Genomic DNA, 19,748 nt, shown 5'->3' on the forward strand with positions numbered 1-19,748 from the left:
TAAACATGAGCGAAATTGTTGAAGTCTTTGGCCGTGAAGTATTGGATTCCCGCGGCAACCCGACGGTTGAAGCCGAAGTCATTCTTGCCTCCGGCGTGATCGGCCGTGCAGCTGTCCCGAGCGGTGCTTCTACAGGCAGCCGCGAAGCCATCGAGCTGCGCGATGGAGATGCTTCCCGCTACAACGGCAAGGGCGTTCTGCAAGCCGTTGCCAACGTCAACGACGAAATCCGCGATGAGGTTGTCGGTTACGACGCCAGCCAGCAGACTGAAATCGACCGCGCCATGATCGAACTCGACGGCACCCCAAATAAGTCCCGTCTCGGCGCAAACGCCATCCTCGCTGTTTCTTTGGCCGTTGCCCGCGCAGCTGCAGAAGAATGCGCACTCCCGCTGTATCGCTATTTCGGCGGTATCAACGGCTTCACTCTGCCCGTTCCGATGATGAACGTTGTGAACGGCGGCGCTCATGCCAACAATAATCTCGACATTCAGGAATTCATGATTATCCCGGCCGGTCTTCCGACCTTCAGCGAAGCTCTTCGCTGCGGCGCCGAGATCTTCCATGCCCTGAAGAAGATCATGAATGCTCACGGTATGTCTACTGCTGTCGGTGACGAAGGCGGTTTCGCTCCAAACATCGACAGCCATGAAGCTGCCATTGAATTCATTATCGACGCCATCAAAGCTGCCGGCTACACACCGGGAGAACAGGTTTTCATCGGTTTGGACTGCGCTGCCAGCGAATTCTATGCAGACGGCGTTTACAACCAGAAGGGCCAGGGCCTGAAACTCACCGCTGACGAATGGATCGCTAAGATGACCGAGTGGGTTGACCGTTATCCGATCATCTCCATCGAAGACGGTATGGCCGAAGGCGACTGGGAAGGCTGGGCCAAACTCACCGAAGCTTTGGGCGACCGTGTTCAGCTTGTCGGCGACGACCTTTATGTCACTAACACTTCCATTCTTAAGGAAGGTATTGAAAAGGGCATCGCCAACTCCATCCTGATCAAGATCAACCAGATCGGTACGCTGACAGAAACTTTCGAAGCTATCGAAATGGCTAAGAAGGCCCGTTATACCGCTGTGATTTCTCACCGCTCCGGCGAAACTGAGGATTCCACGATTGCGGATATCGCCGTCGGTACAAACGCCGGTCAGATTAAGACAGGTTCTCTGAGCCGCAGCGACCGTATGGCCAAGTACAACCAGCTTCTTCGTATTGAAGAAGAACTCGGCGACATCGCTGTCTACCCGGGCCTGGATGCCTTCTACAACATCTGCAAGTAATTTATGGCGCGCCTGACGAAAAAGGTAAAGCTGGGAGTACCTCGATTTTTAGTCCTGGTACTCGCCATTGCCGTGGTCGGCATTCAATATCCGTTATGGGTCGGGAAGGGCAGCAATGCTACGCTTCTCGATTTGCAGGACCAGCTCAAAACTCAGAAGGAGAAGAATGCCGCGCTCGAGCTTGAAATTACAAGGCTCGAAGGCGAGGCGGATAGTCTTCGCCATGGCAGTGAAGCCTTAGAAAGTAGGGCTCGTGAAAAACTCAATATGATTCGCGAGAACGAATACCTGATTCGAATTATGCCGTAATCAATTACTTATTAATTAGGGAAGTGCCGGAACTAAAAACTCCGGCCTTTTTTATGTCCGTGTCAGGCGGAAAAGATCCTTCCTAGCCGCAAACGAGAGTAGTCTCGATTTCAAAATTGAGAGTTGAGAGTCATAAGAATGACGAAGTCGGATCTTTTTGTTAGGAGTGAACATGAGTAAACCGATGACGGTGGCACGCTACGCAAAGGAGCATCGCGGATGGTTTTACGGATGTCTGCTTCTGTTTGCACTTGTCGCTTTCTTTTGCCTGAAAGCGATTTACGATATGACGGTTTACGGTGCTAAGGCCCCGCTTTACGCCTTTATCGCCGGTATGGTCGGTTTCGGTGCGACGGCCTTAGGCTCCCTGCCGGGTTTTTATCTTCATAAACTTTCCGATAAAGCCGAAGACTGGATGCTTGGCAGTTCGGCCGGCATGATGCTTGCAGCAGCGATCTTCTCGCTTTTGCTTCCGAGTATCGAAACCAGTGAAAAGCTGTTCACTTCTGAATTAGCAGCAACGCTTTGGGTACTCTTCGGAGTTTTTCTTGGTGTTGTCTTCCTCCTGATCATTAATGCGCTGACTCCTCATGAGCACGGAGGTCAGAATTATGAAGGTCCGGAGATCGAAGTCAAAAGCGGCATCTGGCTCTTTGTTCTTGCCATCATCATTCACAACATCCCGGAAGGCCTGGCGATGGGCATATCTTTTTCAGCAGAAGACATGCAGATCGGTGTGCCGCTCACGATTGCTATTGCTCTGCAGGACTTTCCGGAAGGTCTGGCGATCGTACTCGCTCTTTGCTCGACTCACATTTCACGCGCGAAGGCAGTGGGGATCGGAGTGTTCTCGGGTCTGATGGAACCGGTCGGCGCACTTTTCGGCGTGAGCCTTGCCGGCGGGTTGGGCTATGTCTATCCGCTGGGACTGGCGTTATCTGCCGGCGCCATGATGTTTGTCGTTTTCCACGAAGTGATTCCTGAAACACACCGCAGAGGCCATCACAGTACGGCCACGATCGGTTTGATGTGCGGCTTCGGCCTGATGATGATTTTGGAAAAAATATTCAGCTAGAAAAATCTTTGCTTCGGTCTCTGTCGGTTTGCAGTTCACTCTAAAATATCGCAATAGCTTTCAGCGAGATAGGAAAAAGAATGACAAGACCGATTAGAGCCCTCATCGATACATACGCACTGGAAAAGAATTTGTCTTTGCTTCGCGCAAAAAGCGGCAATCGTTTTTTATGGGGCGTTGTTAAGGCCAACGCATATGGTCACGGTCTGATCGGTCTGCTTCCGACCTTCGACAACTGGGTTGACGGGTTAGCGCTTCTTGATCCGAAAGAAGGTGTGGATATCCGCAAAGCCGGCTGGGCCAAAGCGGTATTGTTAATTGAAGGCATCTTTGCGGCCTCTGACATCGAGATGGCTGATGAGTACGGATTTGAAACCGTCATTCACAACGAAAGACAGATTGAATGGCTGGAAAAAGCCGAACTCAAAAACACGCTTCGCGTGCACTTGAAGTGCAATACCGGTATGAACCGTTTGGGCTTCAGACCGGAGGCGATTCCTCAAGTTTTGTTCCGCCTGAATAATATTCCTAAGGTAGAAGTTGTCGATCTGTTGGCGCACTTTGCCAATGCTGAAGTTACTTACGCACAGGACAAACCGGTTACCGTCCAGAATCAGCTTGCTGCATTGATACAACTGCGCGGACTTCTGCCGATGTGCTTATCCAACACGGGCGGCATTTTGTGGCATGAAGCCGGAGACGAGGCTGTGCGCGCAGGTATTGCCATGTACGGCGTCAGCCCCGACGGCAATGTTTCTTCACAGTCTCTGGGTATTGATCCCGTCATGACACTGGAGAGCGAAATCATTGCCTTCCAGGATCTTCAGCCGGGCGAAGCCTGCGGCTACGGCTCTAAGTTTATTGCTCATCGACCGACGAAACTCGCCGTGGTAGCCTGCGGGTATGCCGACGGTTATCCGCGTAAAGACAATCCGCACAGAGAGGTGGTCGTTGAGGGCAAAAGAGTACCTGTTATCGGAAACGTTTCCATGGACATGCTGACGATTGACGTCACCGATCTGCCCAATGTCCGGTTGGGTTCCAAAGTGGAAATCTGGGGTAAGAACCTGCCGGTCAATGAAGTCGCAAAGGGATTCGGCACGATCGGCTATGAACTTATTTGCGACGTGAACCAGCGTGTACCCCGCGTCCTAATTAAATAACGAATCGCGTTATCAGAGAAATCAGCAACATGACTAACACGAAGTAGAGCATGCTGCGTACGAGCGTCGGACCGATTTTGACGGCATAGATTGCGCCTAAGCGGTTGCCCAAGATGCTGGCAACCGCGCAAGGGAGAGCCAGCGAGTAATAAAGCGTTCCTGCGGAAGCAAACGTTGTGACCGCGCCTAAGTTGGCGGCGATATTGAATGCTTTTGCCGTACCGGAAGCTTTAACCAAACCGGCCTTGAGCAAGAGGTGAATGCCGATCAAAAAGAAACTTCCGGCGCCGGGACCGAAAAAGCCTTCATAGAAACCGACGGACAAACCGATTACCGAGACTCTCCACCATAACCCTTTCTTTGGAAGGTCTTCTTCCGTCAGTTTGAGCGTTCCGCAGAAAAGCGAAAGGAGAATCGCAACTGGCAGAAGAAAAATCATGATGATCGTCATCTTCTCATTGGAAATGAGAAGTGTCGTCGCAGAGGCAATTACTGCGCCGAAGTAAGAAGAAATAACGCCCAATAGGACGACTTCTTTGATGACGGCGCCTCTTTTCCAGAAGGTAATCAATGCCGTAATTGAACCGAGGCTGGAAGCGAGCTTTCCGGTTCCGAGCGTGTAGTGAGCGGGTATGCCCAACAGCAAAAGGACCGGCATCGTGATGAGACCGCCTCCGCCCGCAATAGCATCGACAAAGCCTGCAATAAAGAAAACAACAAAGCAGACGAGTATGACGGTAAGCGTGATGTCCATGATTCGGATCGAGGCAGTGTTTTTGTAATGAAGAAATTATGCTCGTCCGGGATTATCAAAACCTAAAACTTTCTTAGGTAAAAATCCTCAGGGAGTCCTTGAGGGTCTCGGGAGATAATCTAAAAAAGCGATTTCTTCCAAGTTCCCATGCGTTTCCGGACTCTATTATTTTTTATCTCGGCTGCGGCCGTAACCATTCCCTGTTTGGTCATGGGATGGCTTCAATACGTTGCGGTTGAAAGAGAATTCACTGAGGACGATCGCACGAGAGCGGAGATCTCTTTATTAGTGTCTGAGCGTCTGGAAGCCAAGGTCGACAATGCCGTTTCCTTGGTAACCGCTGCTGCGGAAATCTTGAAATCCGAAGAAGGAGAGCCCGCTGAGAAACTGAGTTTGATATTAGAAGAGCTTTGCAAGGCTTCGCCGGATATCCTGAATATGCATTTCGACGATCCCTCCGCTGTGAGCGTGGCTTTTTCTCCTCGAAAAAACAAGCGCGGTGAATCTAATATCGGCGTTTCACATAAAGATCGCTCTCACTGGAAGAATCCTTATGTTAAGGACGGCATATCGGTTTCTGGACTCGTTCAAGCGGTCGGAGCTTCCGACCGTAAGATTGTGAATATTACCAAGCCTGTTTATTCCAACGGACGTTTCGTGGGTTTGGCCGTTGCCGCCCTTGATCTTGAGCAGATTGCCGCTCAGGTTTTAAAAGGCTTGGCCACGGATGCTTATCAAATCGGCATTTTCGGCAGAAACGGAGAGGTTATCTTTTCTTCCGGCAAGTCGGTTCCGCTTCACAATCTCTCGATTGAAGAAAGAACGCACCGCAGCTTCACTTTCTCGAATGCCGAATATTACGGTTATGTGCGTCCCTTAGCGGTTACGGATTGGTCTGTGGGTGTATTCTCACGAACCGTTGATCGAAAGACGGTTTTGGTCCAGCTTTTCATACGCAATGTATTTGTTTGGCTCGCGACTTTCCTAGCTGCGATTGTGATCGGCTTTTTAGCTTCGATTTCAGTAGTTCGGGCTGTTGAAAAACTGACGCGTCAAATGACGGCCGCAAGAATCCTTCCGGATAAAAGCGAAAAAATTAAGTCGCCGAGAGAGCTTGTTCAGCTGCAGCGCACGTACGGACGGATGCAGGAAAGACTACTGACAGCTCAGACACGTCTTAAGGAGTTGAATTCCTCGCTTGAGGCTAAGGTGAAGGCTCAGGTTGAAACGATTCAGCGGCATGAAGCGCTTTTGACTTCTCTCTTCTCAGATATGAATGAAGGGATTGTCTTGTTTAACCAAAAGCTGGAAATGCGTTTTCGTAATCCTTCGGCTGTTCGTCTGCTTAACTTGTCAGAGAACGAAGCACGGAAACGCTTTTTAGCCCTGGTAAAAGAAATGCATCAGAGTCCTGATAAGCATCTTTTCATTCATTCCGGTGTTTATGATTTGGAACTGCGTATGTTTGAGAGCGGGACCAAAGATGTGTTCTGTGTAATCGCTCGCGATGCGACTTCAGAAGTTCAAATTGACCGATTAAAGGATGAACTGATCGGAATCGCTGCCCATGAACTTAAAACGCCGCTCGCCGGGGTGCGCATGGCGGCAGAATGCCTGGTCAAAACGGTTCAGGACCCAGAGAGTAAAGAGACGGCCGCCGAGCTTCTGGAAAGCGCCGACGAAATGAAAGACATGATCTCTCGTTGGCTGGATGTTGCCAAACTTCAGACAGGCTCTTATGAAATTCACCCGGAATTCTGTTTGATTAAGCCCATGATACGAAAAGCGCTCAAACATTTTTCCGGCTTTAAAGATTTTGAATGTTCCTTGGAAATTTCGCCGGATGCTGCGGCTGCCAACGTGGACAAACAGGCATTTATGCAGATCATTCAGAATCTTCTCTCGAATGCCTATAAATACCGGAAAGAGGGCAGTGTCTGCCGAGTGAAAATTCAAACCCGGAAGTTAGGAGATTTCCTGGAACTCATGGTGGAAGACGACGGTATAGGAGTGCCCGAGTCGGCGCTGGATAAGATCTTCGATCGGTTTTATCAAGTCAGAATGGATTCCGCTAGAAAAATCGGCGGAACGGGTTTGGGCTTATACATTACTAAGGAATTGGTGCTTCTGCATAAAGGAAAGGTCACGGTCGCAAGTACTTTAGGCGAAGGAACGGTCTTTACGCTTGAGCTGCCGGCGCTTCCGACAGAGACAGCAAATGAGGAAGAAGAATGACGGAAAGAACGACGATTTTGATTGTTGATGATGAAAGCAAAATCCGCAGACTGCTTTCCCGCTCTCTAGAGGCAGAAGGATTTGATGTAGCCGTGGCAGACTCGGCAATGAGCGCTTCGGAATACTTAAAGAACGGTCATTGCGATCTGATTATTCTCGATTACATGATGCCTGAGATCGACGGTATGGCGTTCCTAGCAGAATTGAGAAAGAAATCGTCAATTCCCGTGATCATGCTTTCGGCTCGAGAAGAAATTGCTAAGAAAACCCAAGCCTTGGAACTCGGGGCCGACGACTATGTCGTCAAACCATTTTCCATCGAAGAAATGACGGCTCGCATCCGAGCTATCCTGAGACGCTCCGGCGGCGTGAAGACCGGGCCGGCAGCGACCGTACAGGCAGTTAACGGACCTCTCGTTATGGATCCCGATAAACGTACATGCCGATACAAGGATCAGGAAATTAGGCTTGCCGATACTGAGTTCCGTCTTCTGTTTATCTTGGTTAAACGGCCGGGAACCATCTTTACACACGAAGATTTGCTTCGGCGAGTTTGGGGGCCTGAGTTTATCGGAGAACTCAACTATTTGCGTGTGTCCCTCTCCAGAATAAGAAAGAAACTGACGGCGGCAGGTTTCCCGGGCTCGGCCATTTCCTCTTATTCAGGGATCGGTTATTACATCGAAGACCTTTCGGAAGAGGACTTGTAATGTTTTTGTAATCTTTTCGATTTTTTTTTGGCGGCGCTGAAAGTTTATTTTTAGAAAATAACAGTCATAGACCACCTCAAACCATAACAAGAGGAAAAATATGACAACATCCGCTTTGAAGCGTCGCTCGTTTCTCCAAGGATCTCTGCTTGCGGCTGCAGTTATCGGTTCCACTCCGGCCGTTGCCGCCGAAGCTGTCAAACCCAAATTCGATGAAAGCTTCGACGTGATCGTCGTAGGCAGCGGTATTGCCGGAACGATGGCCGCACTTTCCGCCGCCGATAAAGGCGCTAATGTTTTAATGATTGAAAAGATGAGCCGCCTCGGCGGTACATCCCGCATCAGCGGTCTGAACTTTGCCTGTGTCGGTTCTCCCGCTCAAAAGGCTAAAGGCGTCAAAGACACGCCTGAGCAGCTCGCCTCCGATATGTATAAAGTCTCGGGCAACATGGGCGATTATGAAAAGGCCCTTGAAATGGCAAAGAACACTGCCCGCGCCGAAGCTTTCATGACACAGCGCGGCGTCAAGTGGGACGGCCGCCTGCTGAAATTAGGCGGTCACTCTCAGCCTCGTGTTCTCGTTTCCGAAGGTGACGGAGCCGGTCTGCTGAATGCTCTGTGGACTTACATGAAAGGTTTGAAGAACGTCACTGTCCGCACCCATGTGAAGGCCGATGAAGTTCTCTTTAACCATAAAGGCGTCGCGGTCGGCGTCAAGGTCAGAGAAAAATATTTCTTTGATACCCCTGAAACCGACGACAACGAAAACAAGACCGGTGTGGAAAAACGCATCGAAGCTAAGAAAGGCGTGATTTTCGCTACCGGCGGCTACGCCAGAGACAAAGCATTCCGCTCTTCAGAGGTTCCGTTCTTAGCAGGCGTTGCAACCACCACAAACCCGGGCGCAACCGCCGGAGCTCTGAAGATTTTAGTTAACGCCGGTGCCCAGCCGATGCACTTGTCTCTCTTTCGCTTTGCTTATCCGCTGCCGACGGAAGATATGATTTGGGGCATGATGGTCGATCCCGCCACCGGTCGCCGCTTCATCAATGAAGGCTTAACAAGAAATGCGCTTGCACAGGCGGTTCTTCTGAAGAGACTGCAGAACGGAGACAAGAAACCGTTCATCATCTACGATGAAAAATCTCTGGGTAAATTCCACAACCTCAACCGTGTCCAGCGCAGCCTTAACGGCTTAAACGGCATCGACGGCACAATGGTCAAGTACGACAATCTGAGCGAACTTTGCAAGGCTTTCGGCGCTGATCCAAAGGTCGTTGAAGACGAGCTTGTTAAATACAACGCCATGATCACGGAAGGCAAGGACGCTCAGTTTGATAAACCGCTTGAACGTTCCGGCCGCAAGGTTGAAGCGCTCGACCTGAAGGGACCGCTCTTTGCGATGGTCATTAACCCCAGACTGAACTACACACCGGGTGGAATCCGCACGGATTTACAAGGCAGAGCAATTGCGCTGAAAGACGGTAAACCGATCGAAGGTTTGTATGTGGTCGGAGAAGCCAGCGGCGGACTGCACGGTCAGGAACGTATGACCGGCTGCTCGATGCCTGAATGCGCAGTCTTCGGCATGATTGCCGGTGAAAGTGCCGCTCAACGCAAAAGTATCTAGGAGGAAGCCATGAAATTTATTTATAAAGCCGCACTCTTAATCTGCTCGTCCGTTTTCGCTATGTCCGTTCAGGCCGCTGGAATGCCGCAGTCCAGCAAGCATGCTCAGCGCGGTGTGAACTGCACGCAGTGTCATACCACCGGAAAGTTTGAACCGGTCGAAACAAAACAGTGTCAGACCTGCCATAACCAGGATCAGCTGGCCCAAAAAACCGACCGCTTCAACTACATTTCACGCATGAAGAATCCGAAGACCGGCGAAGTCAAAGAGCACCTCGCCCGAATCAATCCTCATGACAGCTATCACTTCGGCAAGACGGAAGACTGCACCGACTGCCACCGTGAACATCGTCCGAGCGTTAACGACTGCGCCACCTGCCATGACGTCAAAGCTTGGAATATGAAAGATCCGAAGTAAAAGAATCCCTCCTTGGTCTCTCCTAGAGACCAAAAAAGCTCGACTACTGTATCTTCAGCCGAGCCCTTTTTATGGGAAGCTGTCAAAAATTACTGAGGACGTTTCGGGTCGGTTCCCATGGCGGCAGCATCAATATTCGGCTCCACGAATAAGGCTTCCACTTCTTCGGGTGTGTAAACCTGCTTGCGGTTGCAGAATCGGCAGTTAACTTCAATCTTGCCTTCTGCCTTCAGAATATCCATGCATTCCTGCTTGCCCAACTGCAGCAGCATGCTGTCAGTCTTGTCGCGGGAGCAGTTGCATTCAAAAGTGATGTCGGTTTCTGCGACGGGAACGAGTTTTTCCTGCCAGAAGAGGCGATGAAGAACATCTGTCGCAGGAACGTTGAGCAGCTCATCCTTAGTAACGGTGTGAGCGAGCTGCAGGATTCTCCCCCAGGCATCCGGATCTGAAATTTCGCTAACGTTGCCGCCCACCGACGGCATTTTCTGAATGACAAGGCCGCCGAGTTTCTTGCTGTCAGCGGCAAGATAAAGCTTGGTTTCGAGCTGTTCGCTCTTGGCCATGTAGTTTTCAAGATTTTCGGCAACGGAGTTGCTTTCCAGAGAAACCATGCCTTGGTAAGGCTGAACTCCCGGTCTGCGGTCCTTCGGGTCAAGGATCAGGGCGCAGAGACCTTTACCGTCTTTGTTGATCAGTTCCTGCAGATCCATTTCCGGCTTAATTTCCGCACCTTCACGGATTTCGGCCATTGCGCGAACGCTCATCGGATTGCGGACTTCGGCGTAAATGAAGGCGATCGGGCCGGAACCCTTAACCTGAAGAATCAGGCTGCCCTCAAACTTGATGGTGCTCGAAAGAAGAAGAGCCCCGGCTGTGAACTGTCCGAGCAAAGCGGCCACGTTTTCAGGATAGTGATGGAATTTAATCATCTCCTGCCATTCTTCGGCCATTTGTACGCAGGCACCGCGAACCGGCGCACCCTCGAACAAAAATTTAATCATGCGGTTGTTAAGATTTTCTTTTTTATTTTCTGTCATAGATTGATGTGGTTACCTAAACTTATACATATTTTCACTAACTCGTGAATTTTAGTATTTCGCTCGCTCGGGGTATACCCCCGATATGTTCAAAACGGACAAAGAGCTAAGCGTTTCACTGATGGATGGTCGTTGATGAAGCAAATTAAACGCGCAGATCTGCATATGCATTCGACATTTTCGGATGGTGTGGAAGAACCCGAAGAATTGGTTATTCGAGCTAAAAATAACGGCGTCGAGCTGATCTCGCTGACTGACCATGATGAGACGGGCGGACTTGAACGCATGAAAGCAGCGGCCGCTCAGCACGGGCTCCAGTTTGCGAACGGGGTAGAAATCAGCGCCGATTACGGGGAAGTTTCCATTCATGTGGTGGGGCTCGATTTTGATCCTGAAGATGAAATGCTCCAGGCGCTCTTAGGACGCATCCGCGCTAACCGGTTTGAAAGAGCAGTGCAGATAGCCGAAAAATTAGAGAGGCTTGGCATGAAAGGCGTTTGGGAAGGCGTTTTGGAAATTGTGACGAATCCCCGACTCATCGGACGTCCGCACTTTGCCGCGTGGCTCGCACAAAACGGTTATGTCGAAGATTACAACGCCGCCTTCTCCAAGTATCTCTCCCGCGGTAAACCCGGTTACGTAGAACGCGCTAAAACCTCCATCCATGAAGCAACCTCGGCGATTCTCAAGGCAAAAGGTATTCCCGTTCTAGCTCACCCGGGCCGATACAAGCTTAATGAATGGGAATTCGACAGCATGTTCAAGGAGTTTACCGAAGCGGGAGGCCACGCGATTGAGGTGACGACGGGAAGCCATACCCCCGGACAGAATTTGCTTTTTTGCGATTTCGCTCAGTCGAGAAATCTTTGGGCCTCTACCGGCAGTGACTTCCACCGTCCTATGAACCGCTGCGAGCCCGGTCTTCAAGGCGATTTACCGAGAACAGTTGAGCCCGTTTGGAATCATTTTCGCGCGTCATGAACCGCACACCTATACAATACTGACCTAAAAATCAGGCGGTTTCTCTTCGCCCGAATTTATATATAGAAAAGGTCAAAGTAATGGGATACATATTGCAAGTGATGCCTGAGAGCCCTCAGCCTCATCGCATCGAACAAGCCGCGAAGCTCCTGACAAAAGGGCAGGTGGCTGCTGTTTCTACCGACACCGGTTTTTCTTTGGTTTGCCGTTTGGACGACAAAGAAGCGCTGGATAAGATTCGTCTGATTCGTCAGCTGAGCGAGAAGAAGCACTTCACGCTTTTCTGTGACTCTCTGTCTCAGATGAGCAAGCTCGCTCGCGTCAACAATACCGGCTACCGCATGGCAAAAAGCGTCACGCCGGGGCCATACACCTTCATTTTGGAAGCGACTAAAGAAGTGCCCCGTCGCCTTTCTCATCCGTCTAAGAAGACCATCGGTTTAAGAGTTCCGTCTAATAAAGCACTGCACGCTTTGCTGGAAAAGATCGGAGAGCCTCTTGTCGGCACGACGGTCATCATGCCGGGCGAGGAGGAACCGCTTTCTTCCGCTTGGGAAATTCAGGATCGAATCGGTGACCAGCTGGCTTTCATTTTGGATGACGGCACTTCCGTAATCGGTGATACGACAGTGGTCGATCTTTCCGGAGACGAACCCGAAGTTATCCGTGAAGGCTTAGGCTCGGTTTCTGCCTTAGGCCTTTAACAAAGCTCCCATCTAATCAGCTCCTCTAAAGAAGCATATGGACATTTCTTCAATTGTTCAGACGATCGCGGTTTACGCGATCCCTTTGATTTTTGCGATCACGATTCATGAAACGGCGCACGGTTACGTCGCTAAGCTCTGTGGCGACCAGACGGCCTACATGCTCGGCCGCTTAACGCTGAACCCGATCAAGCATATTGACCCGGTAGGAACGATCTTGGTTCCGGGTGCGCTGCTGATCGGCAGTGCGCTGACCGGCATGAGCGGCATTGTGTTCGGTTGGGCAAAACCCGTACCGATCAATTTCCGCAATCTGCGCAATCCTAAAACCGACATGATCTGGGTGGCGGCAGCCGGTCCCGGCGCCAATCTGATCCAAGCCATCCTTTGGGCCATCGCACTCAAAATTTTGATCTCCATGGGCATTTACGAAGACTTCTTCATAAAAATGTGTGTGGCCGGCGTCAGCTGCAACATCGTGCTCATGGCATTGAACCTGATTCCGATTCCTCCTCTGGACGGAGGCCGCATTGTTACCGGTCTTCTGCCTCCGGGAATGGCTTGGCAGTACTCAAGAATCGAGCCGTACGGAATGTGGATTTTGTTTGCGCTGATTCTGACGGGAACTTTGTCCTTCCTTATGCATCCGTTCATGAGGATGGGACAGGCAATCGTTCAGTGGTTCATTTAGTTCGAGGATAAGCACATCATGAGAGCACCTTACATTCCGTCCGAGCATGCCGTTAAAGGATTAAACGCTGAGCCTTCTGCGTGGATCAAACGTTTTTGTCCGCTCTTTTCTCCCAACGCTAAGGTGCTGGATATGGCCTGCGGCGCCGGCCGAAACACTAAGCTCTTGGCTTCTTTCGGCAACCAAGTGACGAGTTTGGATATCGATGAGCGCTGCAGACCTTACATTGAGGTAATTCCGGGCGCGACGTTTATGCAGGCGGATTTAGAAGGGGCTCCGTGGCCGTTCGAGGATGAAGTATTCGACGTGATCGTCGTGAGCTTCTACCTGGAGCGCTCGCTTTTTCCGCATCTGGTCAAATCGTTAAAGCGGGGCGGATACCTTATTTATGAAACCTTCATGCTTCCCTTTGAAGGGTTTGACGGCAATCGCGCAAAGAGCCCGGATTTTGTACTGGAGCCTTTGGAACTCATTGATGCTTTCCGGGATACGCTGGAAGTGTTCGCATACGAAGAGTCGCTGATTGAAAAGGGCGACTGCTTCCAGCGGTTTGTGGCTAGAAAGCCGATCAACGGGAAAAATGTTCCGGTGATCCTGCCAAAAGAATAAATCTTAGTGAAATCAATGATTATGGAGCCTCGTTAGGCTCCATAACTTCTATACAATGAATTTGATAAACCAACCAAGGATCTCACCTCAAGGAGTGACTGATAATGATTAAAGGCAGTATTGTTGCACTGGTCTCGCCGATGTTCGAAGACGGCACCATTGACTACGACTCTTACCGCAACCTCATTGAAATGCACATCGCCGCCGGCACTAACGCCATCGTTGCCGTCGGTACAACCGGCGAAAGCCCGACGGTTGATTATGACGAACATAACGAACTTGTTCGTGTCGCCGTTGAAACGGCAGCCGGCCGCATCCCCGTGATCGCCGGAACAGGTTCTAACTCTACGAAGGAAGCCATCGAGCTTTCCGCTTATGCAGCTTCCGTCGGCGCAGATGCGACACTTCAAGTTGTTCCTTATTACAACAAGCCGACACAGGAAGGTCTCTTCCAGCATTTCAAAGCAATTTCCGATGCAGTTGATATTCCTATTATTCTCTACAACGTTCCCGGAAGAACGGTTGCCGATTTGAAGAATGACACGGTGCTTCGTCTGCTGGAGCTTCCGAACATTATCGGTTTGAAAGACGCAACCGGTGATTTGGGCCGCGCTTCCGAACTCTTGAGCCGTCTGCCGAAAGATCGTGAATTTGCGATTTACAGCGGCAACGATGATTCCGCTTTAGCTTTGATGCTGATGGGCGGCGCCGGTGTTATTTCCGTGACTGCCAATGTGGCTCCGGAACTCATGAGCCGCATGTGCGCGATGGCCTTGGCCAACGATGTCATGGGCGCTCGTGAAATTAATGATCGCCTGATGCCGCTGCACAAAGAACTTTTCTGTGAACCGAACCCGATCGTTCCGAAGTGGGCCCTTCACAGAATGGGACTCATTCCTCCCGGAATCCGTCTCCCGCTGACACCGCTTTCCCCCTCGAAACACGAGCAGGTTGAGCGTGCATTGATGGTCGGCGGATGCATCTAATTCACTGAGCACCACGAAAGAGGCGGTATAAGCTAAAATTACCGCCTTAATAGTTTTAATTTTCCCGATTTTCCAGGGAGTTGGAGTGACTAAATGAGCAGATTTCCTCTGCGTGCCTGTACTGTTGCCGTCATTGCGGCCTCTTTGACCGGATGTCAGTACTTGGGTTCTAAATTTACAGACGAAAAGATTCAGTACGAGAGCACAACCAGCCGCGCTCCGTTAGAAATTCCGCCTGATCTTTCACAGCTCCCGATGGACGATCGTTTTACCGTTCCCGGTAAGACTCAGACCGTTACGGCTACTCAGGTTGCTGAAACCGAGCAGGCTCGCAAGAACGCTTCCGGCGCCGCTGTTGAGAACGGCACCGCTCCGGTTCTTCCCACAACCGTCGTGACAAAAATTGTTAAAGACGGCAGTGAAAGATATATCCAAGTCAACCTGCCTCCGGAACAGGTTTGGGAATCTCTGCTGGACTTCTGGCCTTCAGTCGGTCTTCAGGTTGAACGAGAAGATCCGCGCGCCGGCGTGATGGAAACCAACTGGGCAGAAAACAAAGCCAATTTGCCGCAGGACATTATCCGAGCTACGCTCGGCAAGCTTCTCGACTCCGTTTACTCCACCGGCGAACGTGACCGTTACCGCACTCGTATTGAACGCAATGCAAACGGCGGTACCGATATTTACATCACGAACCGCCGCATGGTTGAGGTCTATACCAGCTCCAGCGAAGAACACACTGCCTGGCAGCCGGCTCCGGCTGACAAAGAACTTGAAGCCGAAATGCTGACTCGCTTGTCTCTGCGCTTGGAAAATGACTTCAATCCGAAGCAGAAGACCAGAGAAGAAATCGAAAAACAGCCTGCACTGCAGAAAGCCGCTCCAGTTTATATCAGCCGTGAAATCAAGGGAGCTGACGGCAAGACGGAAGCCCTGGAAATCGACGAAGACTTTGACCGCGCCTGGAGACGCGTGGGCGTCGGCCTTGATCGTGTCGGTCTGAACATTGAAGACCGTGACCGCTCTGCCGGTATCTACTACATCCGCTATCTGGATCCGGACTACGAAGTTAAGAAGCGCAACGACGAAGGCCTCTTCAGCCGCTGGTTCTCGAAAGAAAAACCCGTCGATGCACCGCTTTATCGTGTCAAACTTGTTTCTGACGGCAATAAGACAACTGTCACCGCAATGCCTGACAGTGATAAGACCGATCCTTTGAGCACTTCTGCAAGAATTCTGAATCTGCTCCAAGAACAAGTCAGATAAAAATTCAAATCAAATTCGAAGCCGGCGCCCTTAAAACGTCGGCTTTTTCATAGGAGAAAATAAATTGCGCCGAACTGACCGCGAAGTTACTGATGTTCAGAAGATGAAAGTGATTCTTGATCGCTGCAAAATCGTGAGCTACGCCATGTGGGATGGAGAAAAACCGTACGCAGTGATCATGAACTTCGGTTATGAATTTACGCCTGAAGGGAAGCTTCGCCTCTACAGCCACAGCGCGCTCGATGGTAAAAAAGTTTCCATCATCCGCGGCATCTGCAATAAAGTGGCTGCGATTATGGAGTGCGGAGAACGCGTCGTCATTGATCCCGAAATTCCTTGCAAGAGCGGCTCGGCTTTCCAAAGCATCATGGCCAACGGAACGATGAAAATCCTTCAGGGCTCGGAAGCCCGTCACGCGCTCGAAGTTTTCTATCGCCACCAGACCGGAGTGGTGCCTTCCTTCCCGGAAGGTGCGGAAAACTTCGTCACGATGTTCTGCTTAGAGTGTGACGAATACAGCTGCAAGATCTGCGTGAAATAACCGTTCTGAGGTGATCGAAAGCCTTTATAACGCTTCAGACTGGTAGGATGAGCGCAGTCAAAAAGGAAGGTTTAAAACCATGGCAGAAACAGTAATTGGAAAAGATACGGTTGCTTGGCTGAAGATCGATGTTTTTGATCTCACCGGAAATCAATTACAGGAAGGCCCGGAAGAAGGCTGGCAAGTGTTGTTCGGACACAATGATATTTTCCCGAAACTTGAACAGGCCTTGATGGGTAAGAAGGCACGAGATACCGTTACGCTGACGCTGGAGCCGGAAGATGCTTTCGGGGAAAGCGAACCGGAACTGATTCGCTCCGTTCCGCTGAATTTACTCGGTGACAATGTTGAACCCGGTATGAAAGTCGAAGGCGTTCCCGGAGAACCGAGCGACGGAAGATTTTATACCGTGATCGGCAGCGATGAAAATCACGTCTTCTTAGACGGTAATCATCCGTTTGCCGGCTGGGCTCTGAAGTTTGTCGTTAGAGTCCTCAAGGTCGAAAAAGCCACGCCGGAAGAAGTCGAAGAAATGGAAGCGCCGGAACTGCTGGAGGTCGCAGATCTGGTCAAAGAGGCTTCAGAAACCAAACACTGATTCACCGAAGAATCAAATATGCGAATGGCTCGACAAAGGTCGAGCCATTCGCATTAAAAAGACAGAAAAATACTATTTCGTCTCTTTGGCTTTCTTTTGCAGATCGGCCAATAATTCCCAAGCCTGGCGCGGAGAGAGATCATCCATGGAAACATCCGCGAGCTGGTCTCTGAGTTCGAGCAGAGTCGGATCTTCTTCGGGGAGTTCTTCTTCCGGGAAGACTGTTGACGAGGCCTCAGACGCAACAAAGAGGTCGAGCTGTTTATCATCCGTTTGAGCCGCACGTTCTTCAAGTTTTAAGAGCACCTTTTGTGCACCTCGAATCACACTTCTCGGAATGCCCGCCAGCTTGGCTACAGCGATACCGTAGCTTTGATTGGCGGCGCCGGGTCGGATTTCGTGCAGGAAGACAATGTTCTTCGAACTTTCAGCGGCCGCCACATGAACGTTGACGACATCTGGGAGCGTCTTTTCTAACTGCGTCAGCTCAAAATAATGCGTTGCAAACAGCGTCAGGCTTCTGCAGTTCACAACTAAATCTTCCGCGATTGCGGCTGCCAAAGACAATCCGTCAAAGGTAGAAGTTCCGCGTCCGACTTCGTCCATAAGGACTAGGCTCTTATCGGTCGCCTGGCGGAGGATCGAAGCGGTTTCGGTCATCTCCACCATGAACGTGGAAAGTCCCCTTGCCAGATCGTCTGCGGCACCGATACGAGTCAGAATTTTATCGATGACGCCGATGTCCGCGCTCTCTGCGGGAACAAAGCTACCGCTGTAAGCTAAAAGAACAATCAGCGCGATGGAACGCATGTACGTTGATTTACCACCCATGTTCGGTCCGGTAATGACGTGCAGACGGTGCTGGGCATCGAGGTCGCAGTCATTCGGTACGTAGTTCTCGATCGTTTCTTCGACAACCGGGTGTCGGGCACCCTTAATCTCCACAGAGGTCACCGGAACAAAATTCGGTTTAATCCAGCGGTAGGTATCGGCGTGCTGAGCAAAAGAAGAAAGCGCATCAAGGGCGCTGACGCCGTGAGCGGAATTCAAAAGATCCTGGCAGAAGGGCTTGCACTTAAGAATGAGCTCTTCGTAAAGCTGCTTTTCCAAAGCTTTGGATCGTTCCTCTGCGCTGACGGCTTTGTCCTCAAATGCTTTGAGTTCCGGCGTGATGTAGCGTTCAACGTTTTTGAGGGTTTGGCGCCGGCGGTAATCCGCAGGGACTTTATCAATTTGGCCTTTAGGGACTTCAATGAAGTAGCCTTGAACGCTGTTGAATTCCACTCGAAGATTGGGAATGCCTGTTCGTTCTTTTTCACGGGCCTCGTAGTCAACTAAGAATTGACCGCCGTGATTTTTAAGGGCGCGAAGTTCGTCAAGCTCAGCATTAAATCCTTCGGCAATAACATTGCCGTCGCGGATAAAGGTGCTCGGTTCTTTTTTTAGAGAAGCGCAAAGAAGCTGATAAAGCTCTTCGGGGAGCGGCAACTCTTCCGCGGTTTCTTTGAGAAGTTCGGAATCAAGATCCGACAGGTTCTCGGCTATTACGTTGAGCGACGGCAGCGCGTCCCGCAAAGCAGCAAGTTCACGAGGTTTGACTGAGCCTAAAGCGATACGCGTAGCGGTTCGTTCAAAGTCGGGAATGCTTTTTAGGAACTCGTTAATGTTTTCCAGCTTTTCCATCGAGCCCAAAAGAATCTCGACAGCATCCGACCGTTTGGTGGCTTCAGACTGATCTCGACAGGGCGAAGTCAGCCAGGAAGCAAGACGGCGGCTTCCCATCGCCGTCCGGCAATGGTCCAACGTCGAGAAGAGCGTATTGGTCTGCTCTCCACGCAGCGTACGGACAATTTCAAGGTTTCTGCGGGAGGCAGCATCAAGGCCTAAGTGGTCGTTGTCCGTCTCGCGGGTAATGGCCGTGATGTGCGTTAAGTCGGTTCCCTGGGTGGAACGGGCATATTCCGCTACCACTCCGGCCGCAGTAATCAAGAGGTCGGAGTCGGCGATTCCGAAAGGCTCAAGGGTGGAGGTTCCGAATTGCTTCAGCAGGGTCTTTTCTGCTCGAATTCGATCAAAGTGCCAGTCGGGAAGGGCAGATACAGAACGATCCGGGAAACGCTCTTCAGCAAGTTCGCGGTCATGGTCTGCAATCAAAATTTCAGACGGATTGATGCGTTCGATTTCGTTCAGAAGACCGGCCTCGGTGGTTTCCATCGCCTTGAAGACACCGGAAGAAATCGTCATCCAGGCTAATCCGACAGCGCTTCCCTTGCCTTGAATGTACACGGCGAGCAGTGTGCTCTCCGAGCGGTCGTTGAGAAGGCTTTCGTCTGTCAGCGTTCCTGGCGTGATCGTACGAACCAGCTTTCTTTCCATCAAACCTTTGCCCGGGGTACCGAGTTGCTCGCAGATGCCGACACTGAAGCCTTGATTGACCAAACGGACCAGATACTGATCCAGCGTCATGTAGGGAATGCCGGCCATTGGGATACGAGTCCCGGAGTTGGTGGACGAACGCGAAGTCAGCGTCAGCCCGAGCACTCTATGGACGAGTTCGGCGTCTTCGAAAAAAGTTTCGTAGAAGTCGCCCATTCGATACATGATCAATAAGGTCGGATTGTCGCGTTTGATTTGAATAAACTGACGCATTGCAGGCGTAAAGCTCAGCAAATCCTGTTCACTAATATTGGCAATCGAGGCGATAGACTTGTCGGACATTGATACTTGGATAATAAGTGGCGTTCGTT

General features: G+C 50.8%; 19 protein-coding genes. 16 read left to right on the plus strand and 3 right to left on the minus strand.

The features are described 5' to 3' along the window. Window positions 1-5 precede the first annotated feature (5 nt). The 4 genes from eno to alr all read left to right on the plus strand — a co-directional run bounded on the left by eno (window position 6) and on the right by alr (window position 3,839). On the plus strand, window positions 6-1,292 hold the full coding sequence (gene eno / locus ACZND6_RS05605) for a phosphopyruvate hydratase (RefSeq protein WP_008811773.1): 1,287 nt from the start codon (window positions 6-8) through the stop codon (window positions 1,290-1,292). Window positions 1,293-1,295: 3 nt separating this feature from the next. Then, on the plus strand, window positions 1,296-1,601 hold the full coding sequence (locus ACZND6_RS05610; protein ID WP_008811774.1) for a septum formation initiator family protein: 306 nt from the start codon (window positions 1,296-1,298) through the stop codon (window positions 1,599-1,601). A gap of 172 nt (window positions 1,602-1,773) precedes the next feature. After that, window positions 1,774-2,676 (plus strand): ZIP family metal transporter, encoded by a 903-nt coding sequence (locus ACZND6_RS05615; RefSeq protein ID WP_489524460.1) that lies wholly within the window; start codon window positions 1,774-1,776, stop codon window positions 2,674-2,676. Between the two features lie 80 nt (window positions 2,677-2,756). Continuing rightward, window positions 2,757-3,839 (plus strand): alanine racemase, encoded by a 1,083-nt coding sequence (alr, locus tag ACZND6_RS05620; RefSeq protein WP_489524461.1) that lies wholly within the window; start codon window positions 2,757-2,759, stop codon window positions 3,837-3,839. Here the strand turns inward: alr and ACZND6_RS05625 are convergent. Beyond that, the gene (locus ACZND6_RS05625; protein ID WP_278661259.1) at window positions 3,832-4,593 is read right to left on the minus strand and encodes a sulfite exporter TauE/SafE family protein; all 762 of its coding nucleotides are present in this window, start codon (window positions 4,591-4,593) and stop codon (window positions 3,832-3,834) included. The two genes, alr and ACZND6_RS05625, sit on opposite strands and share 8 nt — an antisense overlap. A gap of 210 nt (window positions 4,594-4,803) precedes the next feature. Here ACZND6_RS05625 and ACZND6_RS05630 point away from each other — a divergent pair, with 210 nt between their 5' ends. The 4 genes from ACZND6_RS05630 to ACZND6_RS05645 all read left to right on the plus strand — a co-directional run bounded on the left by ACZND6_RS05630 (window position 4,804) and on the right by ACZND6_RS05645 (window position 9,585). Beyond that, window positions 4,804-6,828 carry a sensor histidine kinase gene (locus tag ACZND6_RS05630; protein WP_279173551.1) on the plus strand — a complete coding sequence of 675 codons (2,025 nt, stop codon included), beginning with the start codon at window positions 4,804-4,806 and terminating at the stop codon, window positions 6,826-6,828. Continuing rightward, a complete protein-coding gene (locus ACZND6_RS05635) occupies window positions 6,825-7,538 on the plus strand; it encodes a response regulator transcription factor (RefSeq protein ID WP_008811779.1) in 714 nt (237 codons plus the stop codon). Before ACZND6_RS05630 ends, ACZND6_RS05635 begins: the two co-directional genes overlap by 4 nt. Before the next feature lie 100 nt (window positions 7,539-7,638). Then, window positions 7,639-9,168, plus strand: a complete 1,530-nt coding sequence (locus ACZND6_RS05640; protein WP_489524462.1) for an FAD-dependent oxidoreductase — start codon at window positions 7,639-7,641, stop codon at window positions 9,166-9,168. A 9-nt stretch (window positions 9,169-9,177) separates the two neighbouring features. After that, on the plus strand, window positions 9,178-9,585 hold the full coding sequence (locus tag ACZND6_RS05645; RefSeq protein ID WP_489524463.1) for a cytochrome c3 family protein: 408 nt from the start codon (window positions 9,178-9,180) through the stop codon (window positions 9,583-9,585). A gap of 89 nt (window positions 9,586-9,674) precedes the next feature. On the opposite strand, the gene hslO is transcribed toward ACZND6_RS05645, so the two are convergent. Further along, window positions 9,675-10,625, minus strand: coding sequence for an Hsp33 family molecular chaperone HslO (gene hslO, locus ACZND6_RS05650; RefSeq protein ID WP_008863297.1), 951 nt, complete (start codon window positions 10,623-10,625; stop codon window positions 9,675-9,677). Between the two features lie 135 nt (window positions 10,626-10,760). Between hslO and ACZND6_RS05655 the strand changes: the two genes are divergently transcribed. The 8 genes from ACZND6_RS05655 (at window position 10,761) to ACZND6_RS05690 (ending at window position 17,001) form a co-directional block, all read left to right on the plus strand. Further along, window positions 10,761-11,606: a phosphatase gene (locus ACZND6_RS05655; protein WP_008863296.1), complete on the plus strand. Its 846-nt coding sequence runs from the start codon at window positions 10,761-10,763 to the stop codon at window positions 11,604-11,606. Between the two features lie 80 nt (window positions 11,607-11,686). Further along, window positions 11,687-12,310: an L-threonylcarbamoyladenylate synthase gene (locus ACZND6_RS05660; protein WP_008811784.1), complete on the plus strand. Its 624-nt coding sequence runs from the start codon at window positions 11,687-11,689 to the stop codon at window positions 12,308-12,310. Between the two features lie 37 nt (window positions 12,311-12,347). Next, window positions 12,348-13,001: a site-2 protease family protein gene (locus ACZND6_RS05665; RefSeq protein ID WP_278383859.1), complete on the plus strand. Its 654-nt coding sequence runs from the start codon at window positions 12,348-12,350 to the stop codon at window positions 12,999-13,001. Between the two features lie 18 nt (window positions 13,002-13,019). Next, the gene (locus tag ACZND6_RS05670) at window positions 13,020-13,610 is read left to right on the plus strand and encodes a class I SAM-dependent methyltransferase (RefSeq protein ID WP_008863293.1); all 591 of its coding nucleotides are present in this window, start codon (window positions 13,020-13,022) and stop codon (window positions 13,608-13,610) included. Between the two features lie 104 nt (window positions 13,611-13,714). Further along, window positions 13,715-14,596 (plus strand): 4-hydroxy-tetrahydrodipicolinate synthase, encoded by an 882-nt coding sequence (gene dapA / locus ACZND6_RS05675; RefSeq protein WP_008863292.1) that lies wholly within the window; start codon window positions 13,715-13,717, stop codon window positions 14,594-14,596. A gap of 93 nt (window positions 14,597-14,689) precedes the next feature. Next, window positions 14,690-15,862, plus strand: coding sequence for an NlpB/DapX family lipoprotein (gene bamC, locus ACZND6_RS05680; protein ID WP_008811788.1), 1,173 nt, complete (start codon window positions 14,690-14,692; stop codon window positions 15,860-15,862). 64 nt (window positions 15,863-15,926) lie between these two features. Then, window positions 15,927-16,403 (plus strand): pyridoxamine 5'-phosphate oxidase family protein, encoded by a 477-nt coding sequence (locus ACZND6_RS05685; protein WP_008811789.1) that lies wholly within the window; start codon window positions 15,927-15,929, stop codon window positions 16,401-16,403. 79 nt (window positions 16,404-16,482) lie between these two features. Further along, complete coding sequence (locus ACZND6_RS05690; protein ID WP_008811790.1) at window positions 16,483-17,001, plus strand: FKBP-type peptidyl-prolyl cis-trans isomerase; 519 nt, start codon at window positions 16,483-16,485, stop codon at window positions 16,999-17,001. 72 nt (window positions 17,002-17,073) lie between these two features. Here the strand turns inward: ACZND6_RS05690 and mutS are convergent, their stop codons facing one another. Further along, on the minus strand, window positions 17,074-19,719 hold the full coding sequence (gene mutS / locus ACZND6_RS05695) for a DNA mismatch repair protein MutS (RefSeq protein ID WP_489524464.1): 2,646 nt from the start codon (window positions 19,717-19,719) through the stop codon (window positions 17,074-17,076). Window positions 19,720-19,748 lie beyond the last annotated feature (29 nt).

Source organism: Parasutterella sp., from assembly GCF_057870745.1.